The sequence below is a fragment of the Streptomyces sp. NPDC001604 genome (assembly GCF_042893475.1).
GTDB lineage: Bacteria > Actinomycetota > Actinomycetes > Streptomycetales > Streptomycetaceae > Streptomyces.
The window spans coordinates 118,004-135,573 of record NZ_JBIAUY010000008.1 but is presented as its reverse complement, the minus strand read 5'-3'; the positions used below and the strand labels follow the sequence as shown (position 1 = coordinate 135,573).

17 protein-coding genes and 1 pseudogene are annotated in these 17,570 nt (G+C 70.7%); 14 read left to right on the top strand and 4 right to left on the bottom strand.

What is annotated here, in order from left to right; translation table 11 throughout:
* Positions 1 to 189: 189 nt before the first annotated feature.
* From ACFY1E_RS23025 to ACFY1E_RS23005, 5 genes are all read left to right on the top strand, one after another.
* On the top strand, positions 190 to 567 hold the full coding sequence (locus ACFY1E_RS23025; protein WP_389078899.1) for a sortase-dependent protein: 378 nt from the start codon (positions 190 to 192) through the stop codon (positions 565 to 567).
* Positions 564 to 1,178, top strand: a complete 615-nt coding sequence (locus tag ACFY1E_RS23020) for a class F sortase (protein ID WP_389078896.1) — start codon at positions 564 to 566, stop codon at positions 1,176 to 1,178. The genes ACFY1E_RS23025 and ACFY1E_RS23020 overlap by 4 nt, the downstream gene beginning before the upstream one ends.
* Before the next feature lie 87 nt (positions 1,179 to 1,265).
* Complete coding sequence (locus ACFY1E_RS23015; protein WP_389078894.1) at positions 1,266 to 1,757, top strand: RNA polymerase sigma factor; 492 nt, start codon at positions 1,266 to 1,268, stop codon at positions 1,755 to 1,757.
* Entirely contained in the window at positions 1,741 to 2,190 is a 450-nt protein-coding gene (locus ACFY1E_RS23010; RefSeq protein ID WP_389078893.1) for a hypothetical protein, read from the top strand. Before ACFY1E_RS23015 ends, ACFY1E_RS23010 begins: the two co-directional genes overlap by 17 nt.
* A gap of 47 nt (positions 2,191 to 2,237) precedes the next feature.
* Positions 2,238 to 2,762: a hypothetical protein gene (locus ACFY1E_RS23005; RefSeq protein ID WP_389078891.1), complete on the top strand. Its 525-nt coding sequence runs from the start codon at positions 2,238 to 2,240 to the stop codon at positions 2,760 to 2,762.
* On the opposite strand, the gene ACFY1E_RS23000 is transcribed toward ACFY1E_RS23005, so the two are convergent.
* The gene (locus ACFY1E_RS23000) at positions 2,741 to 3,877 is read right to left on the bottom strand and encodes a serine hydrolase domain-containing protein (RefSeq protein WP_389078888.1); all 1,137 of its coding nucleotides are present in this window, start codon (positions 3,875 to 3,877) and stop codon (positions 2,741 to 2,743) included. The two genes, ACFY1E_RS23005 and ACFY1E_RS23000, sit on opposite strands and share 22 nt — an antisense overlap.
* 353 nt (positions 3,878 to 4,230) lie before the next feature.
* On the opposite strand from ACFY1E_RS23000, the gene ACFY1E_RS22995 reads away from it, so the two are divergent.
* Positions 4,231 to 5,910 (top strand): RNA polymerase sigma factor, encoded by a 1,680-nt coding sequence (locus tag ACFY1E_RS22995; RefSeq protein WP_389078886.1) that lies wholly within the window; start codon positions 4,231 to 4,233, stop codon positions 5,908 to 5,910.
* 4 nt (positions 5,911 to 5,914) lie between these two features.
* Here ACFY1E_RS22995 and ACFY1E_RS22990 read toward each other — a convergent pair whose 3' ends face one another.
* Together ACFY1E_RS22990 and ACFY1E_RS22985 are read right to left on the bottom strand one after the other, a co-directional pair.
* The gene (locus tag ACFY1E_RS22990; protein WP_389078884.1) at positions 5,915 to 6,601 is read right to left on the bottom strand and encodes a glycerophosphodiester phosphodiesterase; all 687 of its coding nucleotides are present in this window, start codon (positions 6,599 to 6,601) and stop codon (positions 5,915 to 5,917) included.
* A gap of 34 nt (positions 6,602 to 6,635) precedes the next feature.
* Positions 6,636 to 7,792: pseudogene (locus tag ACFY1E_RS22985) on the bottom strand (adenosine deaminase); the annotation flags it as partial.
* Between the two features lie 112 nt (positions 7,793 to 7,904).
* Here ACFY1E_RS22985 and ACFY1E_RS22980 point away from each other — a divergent pair.
* Positions 7,905 to 8,594, top strand: a complete 690-nt coding sequence (locus ACFY1E_RS22980; protein WP_389078882.1) for a DUF4190 domain-containing protein — start codon at positions 7,905 to 7,907, stop codon at positions 8,592 to 8,594.
* Positions 8,595 to 9,030: 436 nt separating this feature from the next.
* On the opposite strand, the gene ACFY1E_RS22975 is transcribed toward ACFY1E_RS22980, so the two are convergent.
* Positions 9,031 to 9,588, bottom strand: coding sequence for an NADAR family protein (locus tag ACFY1E_RS22975; RefSeq protein ID WP_389078880.1), 558 nt, complete (start codon positions 9,586 to 9,588; stop codon positions 9,031 to 9,033).
* Positions 9,589 to 9,799: 211 nt separating this feature from the next.
* Here ACFY1E_RS22975 and ACFY1E_RS22970 point away from each other — a divergent pair, with 211 nt between their 5' ends.
* The 7 genes from ACFY1E_RS22970 to ACFY1E_RS22940 all read left to right on the top strand — a co-directional run bounded on the left by ACFY1E_RS22970 (position 9,800) and on the right by ACFY1E_RS22940 (position 17,555).
* Positions 9,800 to 11,335, top strand: a complete 1,536-nt coding sequence (locus ACFY1E_RS22970) for a gamma-aminobutyraldehyde dehydrogenase (RefSeq protein ID WP_389078878.1) — start codon at positions 9,800 to 9,802, stop codon at positions 11,333 to 11,335.
* Positions 11,336 to 11,386: 51 nt separating this feature from the next.
* Positions 11,387 to 12,634: a PotD/PotF family extracellular solute-binding protein gene (locus tag ACFY1E_RS22965; RefSeq protein ID WP_389078875.1), complete on the top strand. Its 1,248-nt coding sequence runs from the start codon at positions 11,387 to 11,389 to the stop codon at positions 12,632 to 12,634.
* A 5-nt stretch (positions 12,635 to 12,639) separates the two neighbouring features.
* On the top strand, positions 12,640 to 13,791 hold the full coding sequence (locus tag ACFY1E_RS22960) for an ABC transporter ATP-binding protein (RefSeq protein ID WP_389078873.1): 1,152 nt from the start codon (positions 12,640 to 12,642) through the stop codon (positions 13,789 to 13,791).
* Positions 13,791 to 14,714: an ABC transporter permease gene (locus ACFY1E_RS22955; RefSeq protein WP_389078870.1), complete on the top strand. Its 924-nt coding sequence runs from the start codon at positions 13,791 to 13,793 to the stop codon at positions 14,712 to 14,714. The genes ACFY1E_RS22960 and ACFY1E_RS22955 overlap by 1 nt, the downstream gene beginning before the upstream one ends.
* Entirely contained in the window at positions 14,715 to 15,515 is an 801-nt protein-coding gene (locus ACFY1E_RS22950) for an ABC transporter permease (RefSeq protein WP_344404790.1), read from the top strand.
* Positions 15,516 to 15,544: 29 nt separating this feature from the next.
* Entirely contained in the window at positions 15,545 to 16,972 is a 1,428-nt protein-coding gene (locus ACFY1E_RS22945; RefSeq protein WP_389078867.1) for an NAD(P)/FAD-dependent oxidoreductase, read from the top strand.
* 130 nt (positions 16,973 to 17,102) lie between these two features.
* A complete protein-coding gene (locus ACFY1E_RS22940; RefSeq protein WP_389078864.1) occupies positions 17,103 to 17,555 on the top strand; it encodes a hypothetical protein in 453 nt (150 codons plus the stop codon).
* The last annotated feature ends 15 nt before the right edge of the window (positions 17,556 to 17,570 follow it).

The window sequence follows — 17,570 nt, the reverse complement described above, 5'->3', positions numbered from 1 at the left end:
GCCGCAAGCCACCTTCAAGACCCGCGCACACGGTCGTCACCAATTCCCCGATGAATGGCCGGATCCCGCCCCCTCGAGCGGCTTTGCCAGCTCTTTACAACCTCCCTCCGTGCTGCCTCGTCTCTCCGCTCGATCAGTCACACAGTCCGCCGGTCGACCACCGGGCGGACCGACGAAAGAGAGCGATTCATGCGCCGAACCGGCCTCAGTGCCATGGCACTTGCGTGCACCGCCGTGCTGGCGGGCGCGGTGCCCGCGTTCGCCGACGGGGTGAAGACGAGCCCGAGCCCCGTCCCCAGCGCCAGCCAGGCACCCACCTCCGCCCCCAGTGCCCGTCCCAGCGCCACCACCGCCCCGAGTGCCCGGCCGAGCGCGGCCCCGAGCCGGGTGCCGTCCTCGGGCCAGGTCTCCGTCGTGCCGAGCGGTGCGCCGAACACCGGTGTGGCGCCGACGACTTCGGGCTCCTCCCACACGGGTGCGCTGGTCGGCGGGGGCGCCGCCGCGGCCGTCGTCCTCGGCGGCGGCGCCGTCTTCCTCGTACGCCGCCGGCAGGCGAACGGGGCATGAGTCCGCGCTCCGGGCGTGCCCTCGCCGCCATGGCGCTGGCCGCACTGCTGGTCGCCTGCGGCGGCCCCGGTGCCACCACCGGGAGCCCCACGAGCACGCCGTCCGCCTCCGCGCCGCCCCCGGCCAGGTCCGCCAAGTCGGTGTCCGCGGTGGGGCGATCCATCCCGGTCGGGCTCCGGATACCGGCCATCGGGGTCGACACCCCGGTGATGAAGCTGGGCCTTGCGGCGGACGGCAGCGTGCAGGTGCCGCCGATCGCGGCGCACGACCGGGCGGGCTGGTACGAACACTCCCCGACGCCGGGCCAGACCGGACCGTCGGTGATCCTCGGTCATGTCACGGTCGGCGCCTACGGGGACGGCGTCTTCCGGCGCCTGGGGGAGCTGCACCGCGGCGAGAAGATCGTGACACGCCTGGAGAACGGCACGGCTGCGGTGTTCGCCGTGACCGACGTCCGCACGGTGGCCAAGGCCCACTTCCCGTCGGAGGAGGTGTACGGGAACGTGAACCGGCCGGAGCTGCGGCTCATCACCTGCGGCGGCAAGCGGACCGGTGACGGCTATCTCGACAACGTGATCGTCTTCGCGACGCTGAGCTCCGCCGGCCCCTGACCCGGCCACCCGGAACCCGGGCCGGCGGAACGTACGCCGTCGGCCCGGGGTCTTCCTCCACAAGCGCCCCTACGACCCTGGAGAACGTTGAAACGGTCCCGTGAGAAGGCCGCGTCCGAGCTGTTCGCCGCCCTCTATCCGCGTCTCGCCGGCTGGTGCCGCCGGCTGGTCGACGACGACGAGACGGCCCACGAGATCGCCTCGGAGGCGTTCACCCGGCTCTGGGCCCGCTGGACGTCCGTGGCGGAGCCGCGGGGCTTCCTCTACGTCACCGCGGCCAACCTCGTCCGGGACCACTGGCGCAAGCTGGAGCGCGAACGCAGAGCCGTGCGCCGGGCGACCACGGAGGTCGCGGTGGCCCCGCATCCCGAACAGACGGACCCCTCGGTGCGGCTGCTCGTGCAGTCCCTCCCGGAACGACTGCGCGTCCCGATCCTGCTGCACTACTACGCTGACATGCCGATCCGGGAGGTGTCCGTGCTGACCGGACGCAAGGAAGGAACCGTCAAGGCCGACCTCCACACGGCCCGCGAACTGCTCCGCGCCCACCTGAGGAGAAGCCTTGATCACACACTCTGACGAGGGCCCGGACTTCGACCCCGAGGACCCGCTCACCGTCCTCCTGCGGCCCCCCGCCGAGTACCTCGGCGCACCCCCCGGCCGCTACGAGGAGATCCGCCGCGGCGCATCCCGCCGCCGCCTCCTGCGCGCGGCCGCCGGAGCGGCCCTGACCTGCGGTGTCGCCGCTCTCGTAGCGCTGCCCCTGCATCTGACCGCCTCCGACGGCCCGGCCTCCCCGGTGGTCCCTCTGGCCCCGCCGCCGGCGAGCAGTCCCTCGACGCTGCCTCCGTCGAAGACGGCACGCACCCCGGACACTCCCGCTCCCAGCGTCAGCCCCTCCACGGTCCCCAGCCGTCCGCCGGCCCGCCGAACCGTCCAGCCGTCCGCAAGCTCCGTGCCGACGGTCGCACAGTCGGCCCGTATCGGAGGTGCCGTCCCCTCCAGCAGGTGACCGACAGCGGTTTTGAACACGTTCAACAATGGGCGTACGCTGCTGCAATGAGCGACAGAGCCGCCCTGTTGAAGGGCATCCGCGCCTGGCTGGTCTTCTTCGTCGTCTGCCTGGTGCTCAGCGGTGCCACGGCCTTCCCTCTGGTCCACGAACTGCACTGGACCGAGGACCTGCTGAGGTCGCTGTCCGTACCGGACCACGTGCCCGCCCTCATGGACTGGATCGAGCGCGTCCGGCACGGACTCGACACCGCCGACGCCGACTACCCCTTCCTGCTCTACGGCACGGACTGGCTCGCCTTCGCCCACCTCGTCATCGCGGTCGCCTTCTACGGCCCCTACCGGGACCCGGTCCGCAACATCTGGGTCGTCGAGTTCGCGATGATCGCCTGCGCCGGGATCATCCCGCTCGCCCTGATCTGCGGACCGCTCCGGGGGATCCCCTTCTGGTGGTCGGTGATCGACATGTCGTTCGGGGTCTTCGGGGTGCTCCCGCTGTACGTCGTACGGAAGAAGATCAAGCGGCTGGAGGGGCTGGGTGTGGGGGCTTCTCAGCGGTTGAAGGCGGGGTAGGCGAAACGCTCGGCGGTCGCCTGGCCGTCGCCCTTGGCGTCGGTCGAGGTGACCGAGTAGACCAGGGTGCGGGAGAGATCGGGGGTGGCGGCGATCACCGTGGCGTAGCCGGGCCGCGAGCCGGTCTTGCCCCAGATCACCCTGCCGTTCAGTTCGAACCGCTCCAGTGCCGCCGCGTACCGTGCACCGGGCGCGTCGGGAAGCGTGAACATCTCCCTGAGCTGCGGCTCGGGCACGACCCTGGCGCGGAACAGCCCCACCAGCAGTCGCTGCAGATCGGCGGTCGTGGAGATCAGGTCCCCGGCGGCGAACCGGTCGGACATGTTCCAGTCGGTCACGTCCACCAGCCTGCCGTCGATCCAGTCGTACCCGCGGTTGTGGGGACCGTGGATGCGGGGGTCGGCGCCGACGGGGAACGAGCTGTCCCGCATGCCGAGCGGCCGGAAGATCCGAACCTCGGCCTGGTGCGCGTACGAGTCGCCGGTCACCTTCTCGATGAGCATGCCGAGGACCGTGTAGTGGATGTTGTCGTAGTCCTGCCGTGTGCCGGGTGCGTACGCCGGGCCCTTGGCGACGGAGGCCGCCACGACCTGCCGCGGGGTCAGCGTCTCGAAACGGTGCGGGTACCCGTCCTCGACCGTGTCCCCGAGGGAGGCGCCCGACTGCAGACCGCTGGTGTAGTTGAGCAACTCCCGTACCGTTATGGGCTCGAACTCCTGGGTGAGGAGGCCGGGCAGATACTGCTGCACGGTGCCGTCCAGGTGGATACGGCCCTCCGCGGCCAGTTGCAGCACGATCGCCGCGGTGACCACCTTCGTCACGGAACCGGCCCGGAAACGCCCGTTCTCCAGCGCCGGCGCCCCGGTCCGGGCGTCCCGCACGCCGGCCGTGCCGTGCCACGTCCCGTTGCCGCCGACGCGGATGGTCGCGGAGGTCGCGTCCGTGTCGGGCAGCCCCGCGATGGCGGCACGCAGCGCGTCGGTGTCGGGGCCGGTGGCGGCGGGGGCGGACACGGAGGCGGGCGTGGTCGCGGCGAACGCGGGCGCGGCCAGCGGACCGGCGGTCAGGGCGAGGACGAGGGAGGCGGCGAGGATCGTCGAGGTGCGGGCGCGCATCGGCTGCTCCTGAGGCTCGGTGGCAGGGGGTCGTAGATCATCCTCGGGGTGGCGGAGGCGACACGGATCGTCGCTGAGGAGGGCATGAATCCCTGACCGGTCCCGGAGCAAGTCCCTTACGGAGTGCGGGCGTTGTGGGGGATCGCCCCTACGGGCACTGACGGTCACCGGCCGTCGGGCGCGGCTCACCGAAAAAGTGTTATCCCGTCCGACTCCATCGCGTCTCCTCTCGCGTCCCGCATTCCCCTCACACCCGGGAGCCCCCACATGCCCCGCCCGCACCCGGCGCCCACTGTGATCCCCGACATAGCCACCACCCCCGGTACGCCTGAGAAGGTGCGGTCCAGCGGCATATGACCCGGGAGAGGACGTACGTGGACGAGAGGGCCGGGCAGCAGTGGCGCTCCACCATCGCGGCAGCGCAGGCCGGTGACCGGCAGGCGCTGGACGATCTCGTCGCGGGCTGGCTGCCACTGGTCTACAACGTCGTCGGCCGTGCCCTGAACGGCCATGCCGACGTCGACGACGTCGTCCAGGAGACCATGCTGCGCGCCGTGGACAACCTCGGCTCGCTCCGTGACCCGGACAGCTTCCGGTCCTGGCTGATGGCGATCGCCATGCGGCAGATACGGGACCGGGCGCGCCGCAGGTCCCCCCGGCAACTGGACGAGGGCGCCGCCCGCGAAGCCACCGACTTCGCCGAACTCACCGTGCTGCGGCTGCAGTTGGAGGGGCAGCGGCGCGAGGTCGCGGAGGCGGTGCGCTGGCTGGACGACGAGGACCGGCAGTTGCTGTCGCTGTGGTGGCTGGAGGTCGCGGGCGAGCTGACCCGGCGGGAGCTGGCGGCGGCCGTCGGCATCAGCAGGCAGCACGCCGCCGTACGCGTCCAGCGGATGAAGGAGCGTCTGGAGATCTCGCGCGGGATCGTACGTGCGCTCGACGGAGCATGTCCGCAGCTGCGGGAGCTGACCGGCCGCTGGGACGGGCGTCCCGACTCGGTCTGGCGCAAGCGGCTGGCCCGGCACATCAGGGGCTGCGGCTACTGCGGCGACGCCCGCGAGTCGGTCGTACCGGCGGAGCGGCTCCTGGCCGGCATCGCGCTCGTGCCGGTGCCGGTCGGCTTCACGCTCTCCCTGGCCCTCGGCGGCAAGACGGCGGCGGCCGCCACTTCCGTCGGCTGGTCCGCCAAGGTGCTCGGCGTCCTGACCAAGCCCGCCGTCGCCGTCACGGCGAGCGCGACCATCGTCGCGGGCGGCGCCTACGTCGTCACACAGACCCCGAGCCTCCCGCCCCCGCGTGCATCGGACACCCCCACGGCGTCGAGCACCCACCGCCCGCCGCCCCCGTCCGCCTCGCCCACGCCCTCCCCGTCCCCCTCGGTGACGAGGACGAAGCAGAAGACCGAGCTCTACGGCAGCGTCGTCGACGCCGTGGACAAGGCGCCCGCCCCGGACAGACCGCCCGCCGCCCTCCCGCACCGGCCCGCGTCCGGCATCACCAGCACCGGCGGCGCGCACGCCCAGCTGAACCACCGCGGGGACAGCGTCACGCTCACCGGCCAGGGCTATGTCCAGGTCGTCTGGCAGGTCGCGCCGCAGTACCGGCCCGGTAGCCTGGTCCCGCCGAGCTGGACCGGCCTCAAGGGAAAGCTCTTCCATGTGGCCTCGGGCGGCGGCCGCCGCATGGACGACCGTGTCAGCAGCACCGACCCCACGGCCACCGGCATGGGCAGCAAGGCCACCGGCTTCGCCGTCCTGCCGCCCGGCACCCAGCAGATGTGGCAGAACGAGTACTTCTACGTCGACGGCAGCGTCACCCTCACCGTGAACGAACGCGGCGCCGACTACAACCTGTACGTCTCCCCGACCACCTGGGACGCCGTCGAGAAGGACGTCACCACCGGCCCTGCCCAGGGCGCGATCCGCTACGGCCTGGTCCGCGACACCGGCAAGGACGACACCCCGGTCCCGCAGTACGTCACCCGCGCGACCCCGGGCGATCCGGCGACGGTGCCCCAGCGCTCACGGGTGTAGCCGGTCAGCCGCCGTTCCGCAGGGCGCAGAGGACGTCGATGCGGTTGGTCGTGATCGAGTCGACGCCGAGGTCGATGAGGCGGCGCATGGAGCGGCGGGTGTCCGGGGTCCAGACCGACAGCAGATACCCGTCGTGGTGGACGCGGGCGGCCAGGTCGCGGTCCACCAGGGAGAAGCGGTAGTTGAGCCAGCGCGGCTTCACCGCCGCGAGCAGCGCGGGGCGCGGCGGCGCCACGCTGGTGCAGGTCAGGGCGATCTCGGCGGAGGTGTCGGCGGCGCGGACGGCGAGCATCGCGGTGGCGTCGGCGGTGTAGTAGACGCGGTCGGCCGCCCCCGCCTCCCGTACGGCGTCCACGATGCGGCGCGCCGCCCGCACGTCCCGCAGCCCCGGAAGGTCCAGCATCATCCGGGTGCCGTCGGTGGCGGCCAGCGCCTCCGCGAGCGTCGGCACCCCGCCGTCCGTGAGACCGCGCACCTCGGCCGCGGACAGCGAGCGGAGCGGGCGCTCGTGCTCCCACAGCCGTTTCAGCGTCTCGTCGTGCAGCAGCACGGGCACGCCGTCCTTGGTGAGCCGTACGTCGACCTCGACCGCGTCCGCGCCCTGTCGGAGCGCGGAACGCAGCGAGCCGATCGTGTTCTCGCGGACGCGGTAGGGGTCGCCGCGATGGGCCACGGCGGTCAGGTTCTGCATGGCCCCATTGTGGAGGTCGTCCTGCGGGAGGGCGTCAGGGGGCGAGCCAGGCCGAGGTGTAGGAGTCGATCTCGTCCCGGATCGCGGCCTTGCCGCTCTCGTCGAGGAAGGAGGCGTCGACGGCGCTCTTGGCGAGCGCGGCGATGCCCTCCGCGTCGAGGTTCAACAGCCGTGCGGCGACCGCGTACTCGTTGTTGAGGTCGGTGCCGAACATCGGCGGATCGTCGGAGTTGATGGTGACCACGATCCCGGCCTTCACGAACTCCTTGATCGGGTGCTCGTCGAGGCTGCGGACCGCGCGCGTGGCGATGTTGGAGGTCGGGCAGACCTCCAGCGGGATCCGGTGCTCGGCGAGGTGCGCGAGGAGCTTCGGGTCCTGGAAGGAGTTCGTGCCGTGCCCGATGCGCTCGGCCCGCAGATGGGTGAGCGCGTCCCACACCGTCTCCGGTCCTGTGGTCTCGCCGGCGTGCGGCACGGAGCGAAGCCCCGCCGCGATCGCCCGGTCGAAATACGGCTTGAACTGCGGCCTCTCCACCCCGATCTCGGGCCCGCCGAGCCCGAACGACACCAGCCCCTCAGGCCGCAGCCGGTCGTCGGTGGCGAGCCGCGTCGTCTCCTCGGCGGCCTCGAGACCTGCCTCGCCGGGGATGTCGAAGCACCAGCGCAGCACCGTCCCGAACTCGGCCTCCGCCGCCTTGCGGGCGTCCTCGATGGCGTCCATGAAGGCGCGCTCGTCGATGTTGCGGCGGGTCGAGGACCACGGGGTGACGGTCAGCTCGGCGTAGCGCACCTGCTGCCGGGCCAGATCCCGGGCCACCTCGTACGTCAGCAGCCGTACGTCCTCCGGGGTGCGGATCAGGTCCACGACGGACAGGTACACCTCGATGAAGTGGGCGAAGTCCGTGAAGGTGAAGTAGTCGACCAGGGCCTCGGGGTCGGTGGGCACCTTGGAGTCGGGGTGCCGGGCGGCCAGCTCCGAGACGATCCGGGGGGAGGCGGAGCCGACGTGGTGGACATGGAGTTCGGCCTTGGGCAGTCCGGCGATGAAGGCGTGCAGGTCGCGCGGCGCAGCGGCGAAAGCGCCCAGGTGCTGGGTCAAGGGTTCCTCCCCGGAACGGCGCCCCGGGGCGGCTGGCCCGGGCGGGACGCGGGTGATCGGCTGATCGGTGGGTCGGGATCATCGTAGGACGGGTCCCGACGCGGCGGTGCCGCCGTCGCGGGAAGCGCTGACCGACCGGGCGGCCCGACCGCTGGGACAGGGCTTATACGATGGCGTGACGATCGACCGAGGGGGACACGGAACGTGGCGGACCAGACAGAGCCGCGCGGGGGCGCAGGAGCAGACCACGACCCGTGGGCGCCGCCGGAGCGCAAGACCTCGCTGGAGAAGGGCGGCCCGCCGCCCGTGTCGCCGCCGCAGGTGCACGACCAGGCCACGGTGACGTCCCTGCCGGGCGACGGCTTCGCCCCGCCCGGGTTCGGCGCCCCCGGCTATGTGCCCCCCGCCCCCGACGGCTGGTCCGAGTCCGCCGTACCGCCCCCGCCGATAGCGCCGACCGGCCCCGGCGTCGGCCCGCAGGGCCCGGCGGCACCCGGCGGATACGGCTACCCCGCCTACCCGCAGGGCTACGGCTGGCCCGGTATGCAGCCGTACCCCCAGAACGGCATGGGTACCGCGGCGTTGGTGCTGGGCATCCTGTCCTGCTGCCTGTTCTGCATGTACGGCATCGTCTCCGTCGTCCTCGGAGTGCTCGCGGTCGTCTTCGGCGTCAAGGGGAAGCGGCGGGCGGACCGGGGCGAGGCCAACAACCGTGGCCAGGCCCAGGCGGGCTTCATCACGGGCATCGTCGGGATCGTCCTCGGCATCGCCACGCTGGCCCTGATGATCGTCGCGCTCGTCGCCACCGTGCACGACGAGCGGAACAACGTGGACGAGGGCCCCTCCTACAACTCCGCCCCCAGCCTGTCGGCCCCACTGACGACCAACGCCTGACACCGCCCACCCCGTCTGCCTCACCGGCCGGCCCGCTGCACCCGGCTCGGGTCGCCCCGCTGGCCTGTCTGGCGCGCCTGGCTCGGCTCGTATCGCCCAGCTGCCCGGCTGCCCGCCTGTCTCGCCTGGCGGGGCTCGTGTCGCCCGGTCGCCCGCCTGCCTCGCCCGCTTGTTCGGCCCGGCTCGCAGGAGACCGCAGTGGTGCGGCCGGTGCGCGAGGAGAAGCCGGACGCTGCGCGGACCGGCGGGTCCGAGTCCGAGGTGACGGCGGACCTGCCGCAGCCGCCGGCTCCCTCGGGAGCGACGGACGAGACTGGTGCGCTGCCGCCCGCCTGGTCCGGCGTGCCTGCCTCGCCTGGCTTGGCTCGCTCGCCTCGCTCGGCCCGGCTCCGTGTCGCCCGGCCATCCGCCCCGCCCGGCGCGGGCGGGGGCCCGGTCACTCCTCCCGCAACCGTTCCCGTGCCTCCATCAGCGCGAAGCCCAGCAGGTTCGGGCCCCGCCAGCGTTCCGGGTCGGTTGCCGCCTCGTCGTCCGCCGCGAGGCCTATGCCCCACACCCGGTCCACGGGGCTTGCCTCGACCAGGACCCGATCGCCGGTGTTCACCAGGAACTCCCGCAGATCCGCGTGCGCGGCGAACTTGTGGACGCTGCCCTCGAGCACGATTCCGAAGCGCTCGCGCTCCCATATCGCCTCGTCGAAGCCGCGCACCAGCCGCCCCGCCTTCTTGGCCTGGGACGGATGCTCCGCGGCCAGCACCCGCTGCTCCGCCTCCGTGTCGTCGAACAGCCGCGCCTTGGCCGCCATCATCCAGTGCTCGGCGGTCGCGTAGGCCACCCCGTCCACCGTGAACGGCGACCGCCACCACTGGCTCAGACAGCTCGGCCCCACCCGGCCATCGGCCCGCGCCCGGTGGCCCCAGAAGTGCAGGTACTTGACCCGGGCCCCCGCGCTGACCGCCTTGACCAGTGCCTCTCGGGAGTTGATCTTTTCCATGCATGCGAGTCTCGCAGCCACCACTGACACTCCGTCCCCCCTTTTCCGAGCTCACTCGACACCTGGTCGACAGATTCCGTCGCGTAACCGAAAGGCAACAACGGAATCCCTTGTAGGAGTGCCATAGCTCTGTCAGGATCGGCACTCAAATCGAGCTGGAGCTACGCCACCCGCCCCCTGAATCCACGGGGCGACGGCGGAGGAGAGCGACATGCAGAACCCGGGCACCGCCACCCCGGAACGATTCCCCGCCCAGGACCGCTTCGCGGACGGCGCGCAGTTCATCGCGGGCCGCCTGACGAAGGGCACCTCCGGCCGTACGCACGCGGTCGTCGACCCGGCGACGGGCGAGGAGGTGTACACCTACGAACTGGCCGGCCCCGACGACGTCGACGCGGCCGTGGCCGCCGCGCGCGAGGCCTTTCCCGGCTGGGCCGCCACCACCCCCGGCGAACGCTCCGACGCGCTGCACCGCTTCGCCGCCGTACTCGCCGACCGCGCCGAGCAGTTCGCCCGCGCGGAGAGCCTGCAGTGCGGCAAGCCGCTGAAGCTGACCCGCGAGTTCGACGTCCCGGGCACCATCGACAACACCGCCTTCTTCGCGGGCGCCGCCCGTCATCTGCAGGGGCAGTCGGCCGGTGAGTACTCCGGGGATCACACGTCGTACGTGCGGCGGGAGCCCATCGGGGTCGTCGGGTCGATCGCGCCCTGGAACTACCCCCTCCAGATGGCGGCCTGGAAGATCCTCCCGGCGATCGCCGCGGGCAACACCATCGTGCTGAAGCCCGCCGAGCTGACCCCCCTCACCTCCTTGCTGTTCGCGCAGGCGGCCACCGACGCCGGAATCCCGGACGGTGTCATCAACATCGTCACCGGTACCGGCAAGGAGGCCGGTGAGCGTCTCGTCGGCCATCCCGACGTGGCCATGACCTCCTTCACCGGGTCCACCGCCGTCGGGAAGCGCGTGGCCGAGATCGCCACCGCCACCGTCAAGCGCCTCCACCTCGAGCTCGGCGGCAAGGCGCCCTTCGTCGTCTTCGACGACGCGGACCTGGAGGCCGCCGTCAACGGCGCGGTCGCGGGCGCCCTCATCAACACCGGACAGGACTGCACGGCCGCCACGCGTGCGTATGTGCAGCGCCCGCTCTACGAGGCGTTCGTCGAGCGGACCGCCGCGCTGATGGAGACCGTCCGGCTCGGCGATCCCTTCGCGGCCGGCACCGACCTCGGCCCGCTGATCTCGCACGTCCAGCGTGACCGCGTCGCCGGTTTCGTCGACCGGGCGCGCGCCTACGCGCGCGTGGTGACCGGCGGCGAGGCCCCCAAGGGCGAGCTCGAGAGCGGCGCCTACTACCGGCCCACCCTGGTGGCGGACGCCGCCCAGGACAGCGAGATCGTCCAGTCGGAGATCTTCGGACCGGTGCTGGTGGTCCTGCCCTTCGACAGCGAAGACGACGGCATCAGGCTCGCCAACGACACCCCGTACGGCCTCGCCGCCTCCGCGTGGAGCCGCGACGTCTACCGGGCGAACCGCGCCACCCGCGAGATCAAGGCGGGTTGTGTGTGGATCAACGACCACATCCCGATCATCAGCGAGATGCCGCACGGCGGGTACAAGGCGTCCGGCTTCGGCAAGGACATGTCCGCGTACTCGTTCGAGGAATACACGCAGATCAAGCACGTCATGTTCGACAACACGGCGGTGGCCAGGAAGGACTGGCACCGCACCGTCTTCGGGGACCGCTAGCCGAACCGGCCGCACGACCGGCGGCCACACTCCCGAAAGGGCACCACGCGCATGGAGCAGTACGAGCCCGACCGCCCGACACCGGCCGTGGCGGCCGCGATGCGGCGCAGCCTGAGCAACGGCCGGGCGGCGATGACCCGACGGTCCCTGATGCGCGCCTCCGCGGGCGGCGCGCTCACCGTCGGGGGTCTCGCGGCGCTGACCGGCTGCGGGATCCCCGCCGCGGGCAAGACACAGGGCGGTGTGTCCGCCGACGACCACTCGGCGAAGGAGAAGGTGATCAACTTCTCCAACTGGCCCGAGTACATCGACGTGGACGACAGCGGCAAGCACCGTCCGACGCTGGACGCGTTCCGCAAGCGGACCGGCATCACGGTCAAGTACACCGAGGACATCAACGACAACGACGAGTTCTTCGGCAAGATCCAGCCGCAGCTCGCCGCGGGCCAGGACACCGGCCGCGACCTCGTCGTGCTCACCGACTGGCTGGCCGCCCGCATGATCCGCCTCGGCTACGTCCAGAAACTGGACCCGTCCAACCTGCCGCACGCCTTCGCCAACCTCTCGGACCAGTTCCGCAGCCCCGACTGGGACCCCGGGCGCGCCTACTCGTACCCCTGGCAGGGCATCTCGACGGTCATCGCCTACAACAAGAAGGCGCTCGACGGCGTCGAGGTGAAGTCGGTCTCCGACCTGCTCGACAACCCCAAGCTGAAGGGCCGCGTCGGCTTCCTGACCGAGATGCGCGACAGCATCGGCATGACGATGCTGGACATGGGCAAGGACCCGGCGAAGTTCACCGACGACGACTACGACGCGGTGATCGCCCGGCTTCAGAAGGCCGTCGACAAGGGCCAGATCCGCCGCTTCACGGGCAACGACTACACGTCCGACCTCACCAAGGGCGACTTCGCGGCCTGTATCGCGTGGGCCGGTGACATCGTGCAGCTCCAGGCGGACAGCCCCAATGTCGGCTACATCATCCCGGACAGCGGCTACATGACGTCCACCGACAACATGCTGATCCCCAACAAGGCACGCCACAAGACGAACGCCGAACGGCTCATCGACTACTACTACGAGCCGGAGCCGGCCGCCGAACTCGCCGCGTACATCAACTACGTGAGCCCGGTCGCGGGCGTGAAGCCCTACCTTGCCAAGATCGACAAGTCGGCGGCGGAGAACCCGCTGATCCTTCCCGACCAGGCCATGCAGGCGAAGTCCCACGCCTTCCGCTCGCTGAGCTCGAAGGAAGAGACGGCCTACCAGCAGAAGTTCGCGAAGCTCACAGGGGCGTGACGAAGATGACGACAGACAACAGCGGCGACGTCCGCCTCTCGGGCATCAGCAAGACCTACGGCTCCTTCACCGCCGTGCACCCGCTCGACCTGACCGTGCCACAGGGCTCCTTCTTCGCCCTGCTCGGCGCCTCCGGCTGCGGCAAGACCACCACCCTGCGCATGATCGCCGGCCTGGAGGAGCCCAGCAGCGGCACCGTCCACCTCGGCGACCAGGAGGTCACGCATCTGCCGCCGTACAAGCGGCCGGTGAACACGGTCTTCCAGTCCTACGCCCTCTTCCCGCACCTCGACATCTTCGAGAACGTCGCCTTCGGTCTGCGCCGCCGCGGCATCAAGTCGGTGAAGAAGCAGGTCGAGGACATGCTGGAGCTGGTCCAGCTCGGCGAGCAGGCCCGCAAGAAGCCGCACCAGCTCTCCGGCGGCCAGCAGCAGCGCGTGGCCGTGGCCCGCGCCCTGATCAACCACCCGAAGGTGCTCCTCCTCGACGAGCCCCTCGGCGCCCTCGACCTCAAGCTGCGCCGCCAGATGCAGCTGGAGCTCAAGCGCATCCAGACCGAGGTCGGCATCACCTTCATCCATGTCACGCACGACCAGGAGGAGGCCATGACCATGGCCGACACCGTCGCCGTGATGAACGCGGGCCGCGTCGAACAGCTCGGCTCGCCCACCGACCTCTACGAGAACCCGAACACCACCTTCGTCGCCAACTTCCTCGGCACCTCCAACCTCATCGAGGCCGAGGTCGACACCAAGAACGGCGACGACATCGTCCTCAAGGCGGGCGGCGGCAAGCTGGTGCTGCCCGAGGCGCGATGTTCCGCACCGACGACGACCGGCGGCAAGGTCCTGGTCGGCGTCCGCCCGGAGAAGATCTCCCTCACCCACGCCGACGACGCGGGCGAGATCGCCGAGGGCCGCAACCGCATCACCGGCAGGATCGCCGACTCGAGCTTCATCGGCGTCTCCACGCAGTACGTCATCGACAGCCCCGTCTGCCCCGAGTTCGAGGTCTACGCCCAGAACATCGACCGCGACGCCCGGCTGGTGCCCGGCGCCGAGGTCGTCCTGCACTGGAACCCGGCGCACACCTTCGGCCTCGACGCGGCTCAGGACATCGACGCCGGTGTCGCCGAGGTCGAGGAGGACGCCGCCTGATGGCCGCCGTCACCGAGGCGCCACCCCTGGCGCCCGCCCCCGAGACCAAGCCCCCGCGCAAACGCGGCCGCCTGGTGCCGTACTGGCTTCTGCTCCCCGGCATCCTCTGGCTGATCGTCTTCTTCGCGCTGCCGATGATCTACCAGGCCTCCACGTCCGTACAGACGGGCTCCCTGGAGGAGGGCTACAAGGTCACCTGGCACTTCGCCACCTACTGGGACGCGCTGTCCGAGTACTGGCCGCAGTTCCTGCGCTCGGTCCTCTACGCGGCCGCCGCGACCGTCCTGTGTCTGCTGCTGGGCTACCCGCTGGCGTATCTGATCGCCTTCCGCGCGGGCCGCTGGCGGAACCTGATCATGGTGCTGGTGATCGCGCCGTTCTTCACCAGCTTCCTGATCCGCACCCTCGCCTGGAAGACGATCCTCGCGGACAGCGGCCCGGTGGTGAGCACCCTCCACACGCTGCACGTCCTCGACGTCACCAACTGGCTCGGCTGGACCTCCGGCGACCGCGTCCTGGCCACGCCACTCGCGGTCGTCTGCGGACTGACGTACAACTTCCTGCCGTTCATGATCCTGCCGCTCTACACCTCGCTGGAGCGCATCGACGGGCGGCTCCACGAGGCGGCCGGCGACCTGTACGCCAAACCCTGGACCACCTTCCGCAAGGTCACCTTCCCGCTGTCGATGCCCGGCGTGGTCTCCGGCACGCTGCTGACCTTCATCCCGGCGGCCGGCGACTACGTCAACGCCGAACTGCTCGGCTCGACCGACACGCGCATGATCGGAAACGTCATCCAGACGCAGTTCCTGCGGATCCTGGACTATCCGACGGCGGCGGCCCTCTCCTTCATCCTCATGGCCGCGATTCTCCTCATGGTCACCCTCTACATTCGCAAGTCCGGGACGGAGGATCTGGTTTAAATGTCCGTCCTCAACTGGCTCAAGCGCCATCTCGTCGTCATCGCGGGACTGCTGACGCTCGGATATCTCCTGCTTCCGAACGTCATTGTCACGGTGTTCTCCTTCAACAAACCGAAGGGGCGCTTCAACTACCAGTGGCAGCAGTTCTCCACGGACGCCTGGAAGGATCCCTGCGGTGTCGCCGACATGTGCGGCTCGCTGTCGATCAGCCTCCAGATCGCCCTCTGGGCGACGATCGGCGCCACCGTCCTCGGCACGATGATCGCCTTCGCGCTGGTCCGCTACCGGTTCCGCGCGCGGGGCACGGTGAACTCGCTGATCTTCCTGCCGATGGCGATGCCCGAGGTCGTCATGGCGGCCTCGCTGCTCACCCTGTTCCTCAACCTGGGTGCCCAGCTGGGCTTCTGGACGATCCTCATCGCCCACATCATGTTCTGCCTCAGCTTCGTCGTCGTCGCCGTCAAGGCGCGCGTGATGTCCATGGACCCGCGCCTGGAGCAGGCGGCGCAGGACCTCTACGCCGGCCCGGCGCAGACCTTCCTGCGCGTCACCCTGCCCATCGCGGCCCCCGGGATCGCCGCCGGCGCGCTGCTGTCCTTCGCGCTCTCCTTCGACGATTTCATCATCACCAATTTCAACGCGGGCTCGACCGTCACCTTCCCCATGTTCGTCTGGGGCTCGGCACAGCGCGGAACGCCCGTCCAGATCAATGTCATCGGTACGACGATGTTCCTCGTCGCCGTATTGTTGGTCCTTTCCTCGATGCTCATCGGGAATCGCCGCAACAAGCAAAAGGCGTAATCGCAGAAACCCTGTAGGGAGTTGAAATCATGGCCCCAAGCGCCATGAGCCGTGGCAACAACTGGACAAAGTCTCTCTCCGACGCACAGCCGGTCCCGTACTGGCTGGAAGACCCCGGCAAGCCCCACCCCGAGCCCGCGCTCACCGGCGCCGAGACCTGCGATCTGCTGGTCGTCGGCGGCGGCTACAGCGGACTGTGGACCGCGCTCATCGCCAAGGAGCGCGACCCTGCACGGGATGTCGTCCTGCTGGAGGGCCGCGAGGCGGGCTGGGCCGCCTCGGGCCGCAACGGCGGCTTCTGCGCCGCCTCCCTCACCCACGGCCTGCCCAACGGCCTGACCCGCTGGCCCGACGAGATCCACAAGCTCCAGGAACTGGGCGCCCGCAACCTCGACGAGATCGAGAAGGCGGTCGCCCGGCACTCCCTCGACTGCGACTTCGAGCGCACCGGCGAGGTCGACGTGGCGACCGAGACGTACCAGGCGTGGGAACTGCGTGACTGGTACGAGGAGATGGAACGCGCGGGCCTCGCCGAGGGCGTCGAGTTCCTGGACGCGGAAGCGGTACGGGAACAAGTCGCCTCACCGACGTTCCAGGCCGGCCTCTGGGACCGCCGAGGCGTCGCCATGCTCCACCCGGCGAAGCTCGCCTGGGGCCTCAAGCGCGCCTGCCTCGCCCTCGGCGTCCGCATCTACGAGCACACCCCCGCCCTCACTCTGAAGCCGTACGGCGCCGGCATGGCCGTACGCACCCCCTACGGCTCCGTCCGCGCCCGCAAGGTCGCGCTCGGCACCAACATCTTCCCGAACCTGATCAAGCGCGTACGCGCCTACACCGTCCCGGTCTACGACTACGCGCTGATGACCGAGCCGCTCAGCGAGGAGCAGCTGGCGTCGATCGGCTGGAAGAACCGCCAGGGCCTCGGGGACAGCGCCAACCAGTTCCACTACTTCCGGCTGTCCGCCGACAACCGCATCCTGTGGGGCGGTTACGACGCGGTCCACCACTACGGCGGCCGGGTGCGCCGCGAGTACGACGACCGTCCGGAGACCTACGCCAAGCTCGCCGGGCACTTCTTCACCTGCTTCCCGCAGCTGGAGGGCGTCCGCTTCACCCACGCGTGGGGCGGTGCGATCGACACCTGCTCGCGTTTCTCGGCGTTCTTCGGCACCGCGCACCAGGGCAACGTCGCCTACGCCGCGGGCTACACGGGCCTCGGCGTGGGCGCCACCCGCTTCGGCGCCGAGGTGATGCTGGACCTGCTGGCGGGGGAGAGCACGGAGCGGACCTCGCTGGAGATGGTCCGCAAGAAGCCGCTGCCGTTCCCGCCCGAGCCGTTCGCCTGGACCGGCATCGCGCTCACCAAATGGTCCCTGGCCCGCGCGGACGCACACGGCGGCCGCCGCAACCTCTGGCTGCGGACGATGGACCGGCTCGGGCTCGGTTTCGACAGCTGAGGCACCCGATGCGCGATGATTGTGACCCAGCTCACTTCATCGGGTCGGGAAAACCCGCGTAATGCCCGCCGGGGGGCCACCCTCTCTCCCGTGACGCGACCAGCGTCCAGGAGAGACAGGAGGTCTCCTCATGGCTGGGGCGAACACGGCGGTCGAGTGGCTGGCGTCCGTTGCTCCGGATCCCGAGGCCTGCCGTTGGGAGTGGGAGCGCAATCCCCTGGGGATCGCGCTGCTGCCCGCGGGCAAGGCCTGGGACGTGCTCATCCTTCCGGCCGAGCTCGGCTACGCCACGCTCGACGTCCTGACCCGTTTCCTCGACCGGCCGGGCCCGGTGCTCGTCGACTTCGGGGACGCCCGCATGGGCTTCTTCGTGCCGCCGGGCACCGCGGCCCGCTGGCTCGGCACCGGCATCCGTACGGCAGGGGCCGGCACCTGGATCGTGGTGCCGTACCCGGGACGCTCGACGGGCGGTGTCCGCTGGCTGGTCCCGCCGGACGGCTCGGGCACCCTCACGGACCCCTCGCTCCTCGAACTGGCCATGCACGAGGCGGCGGCGCGCCTGGCGCGTGAGGAGGACAGCTGACGGGCCATTGATGGC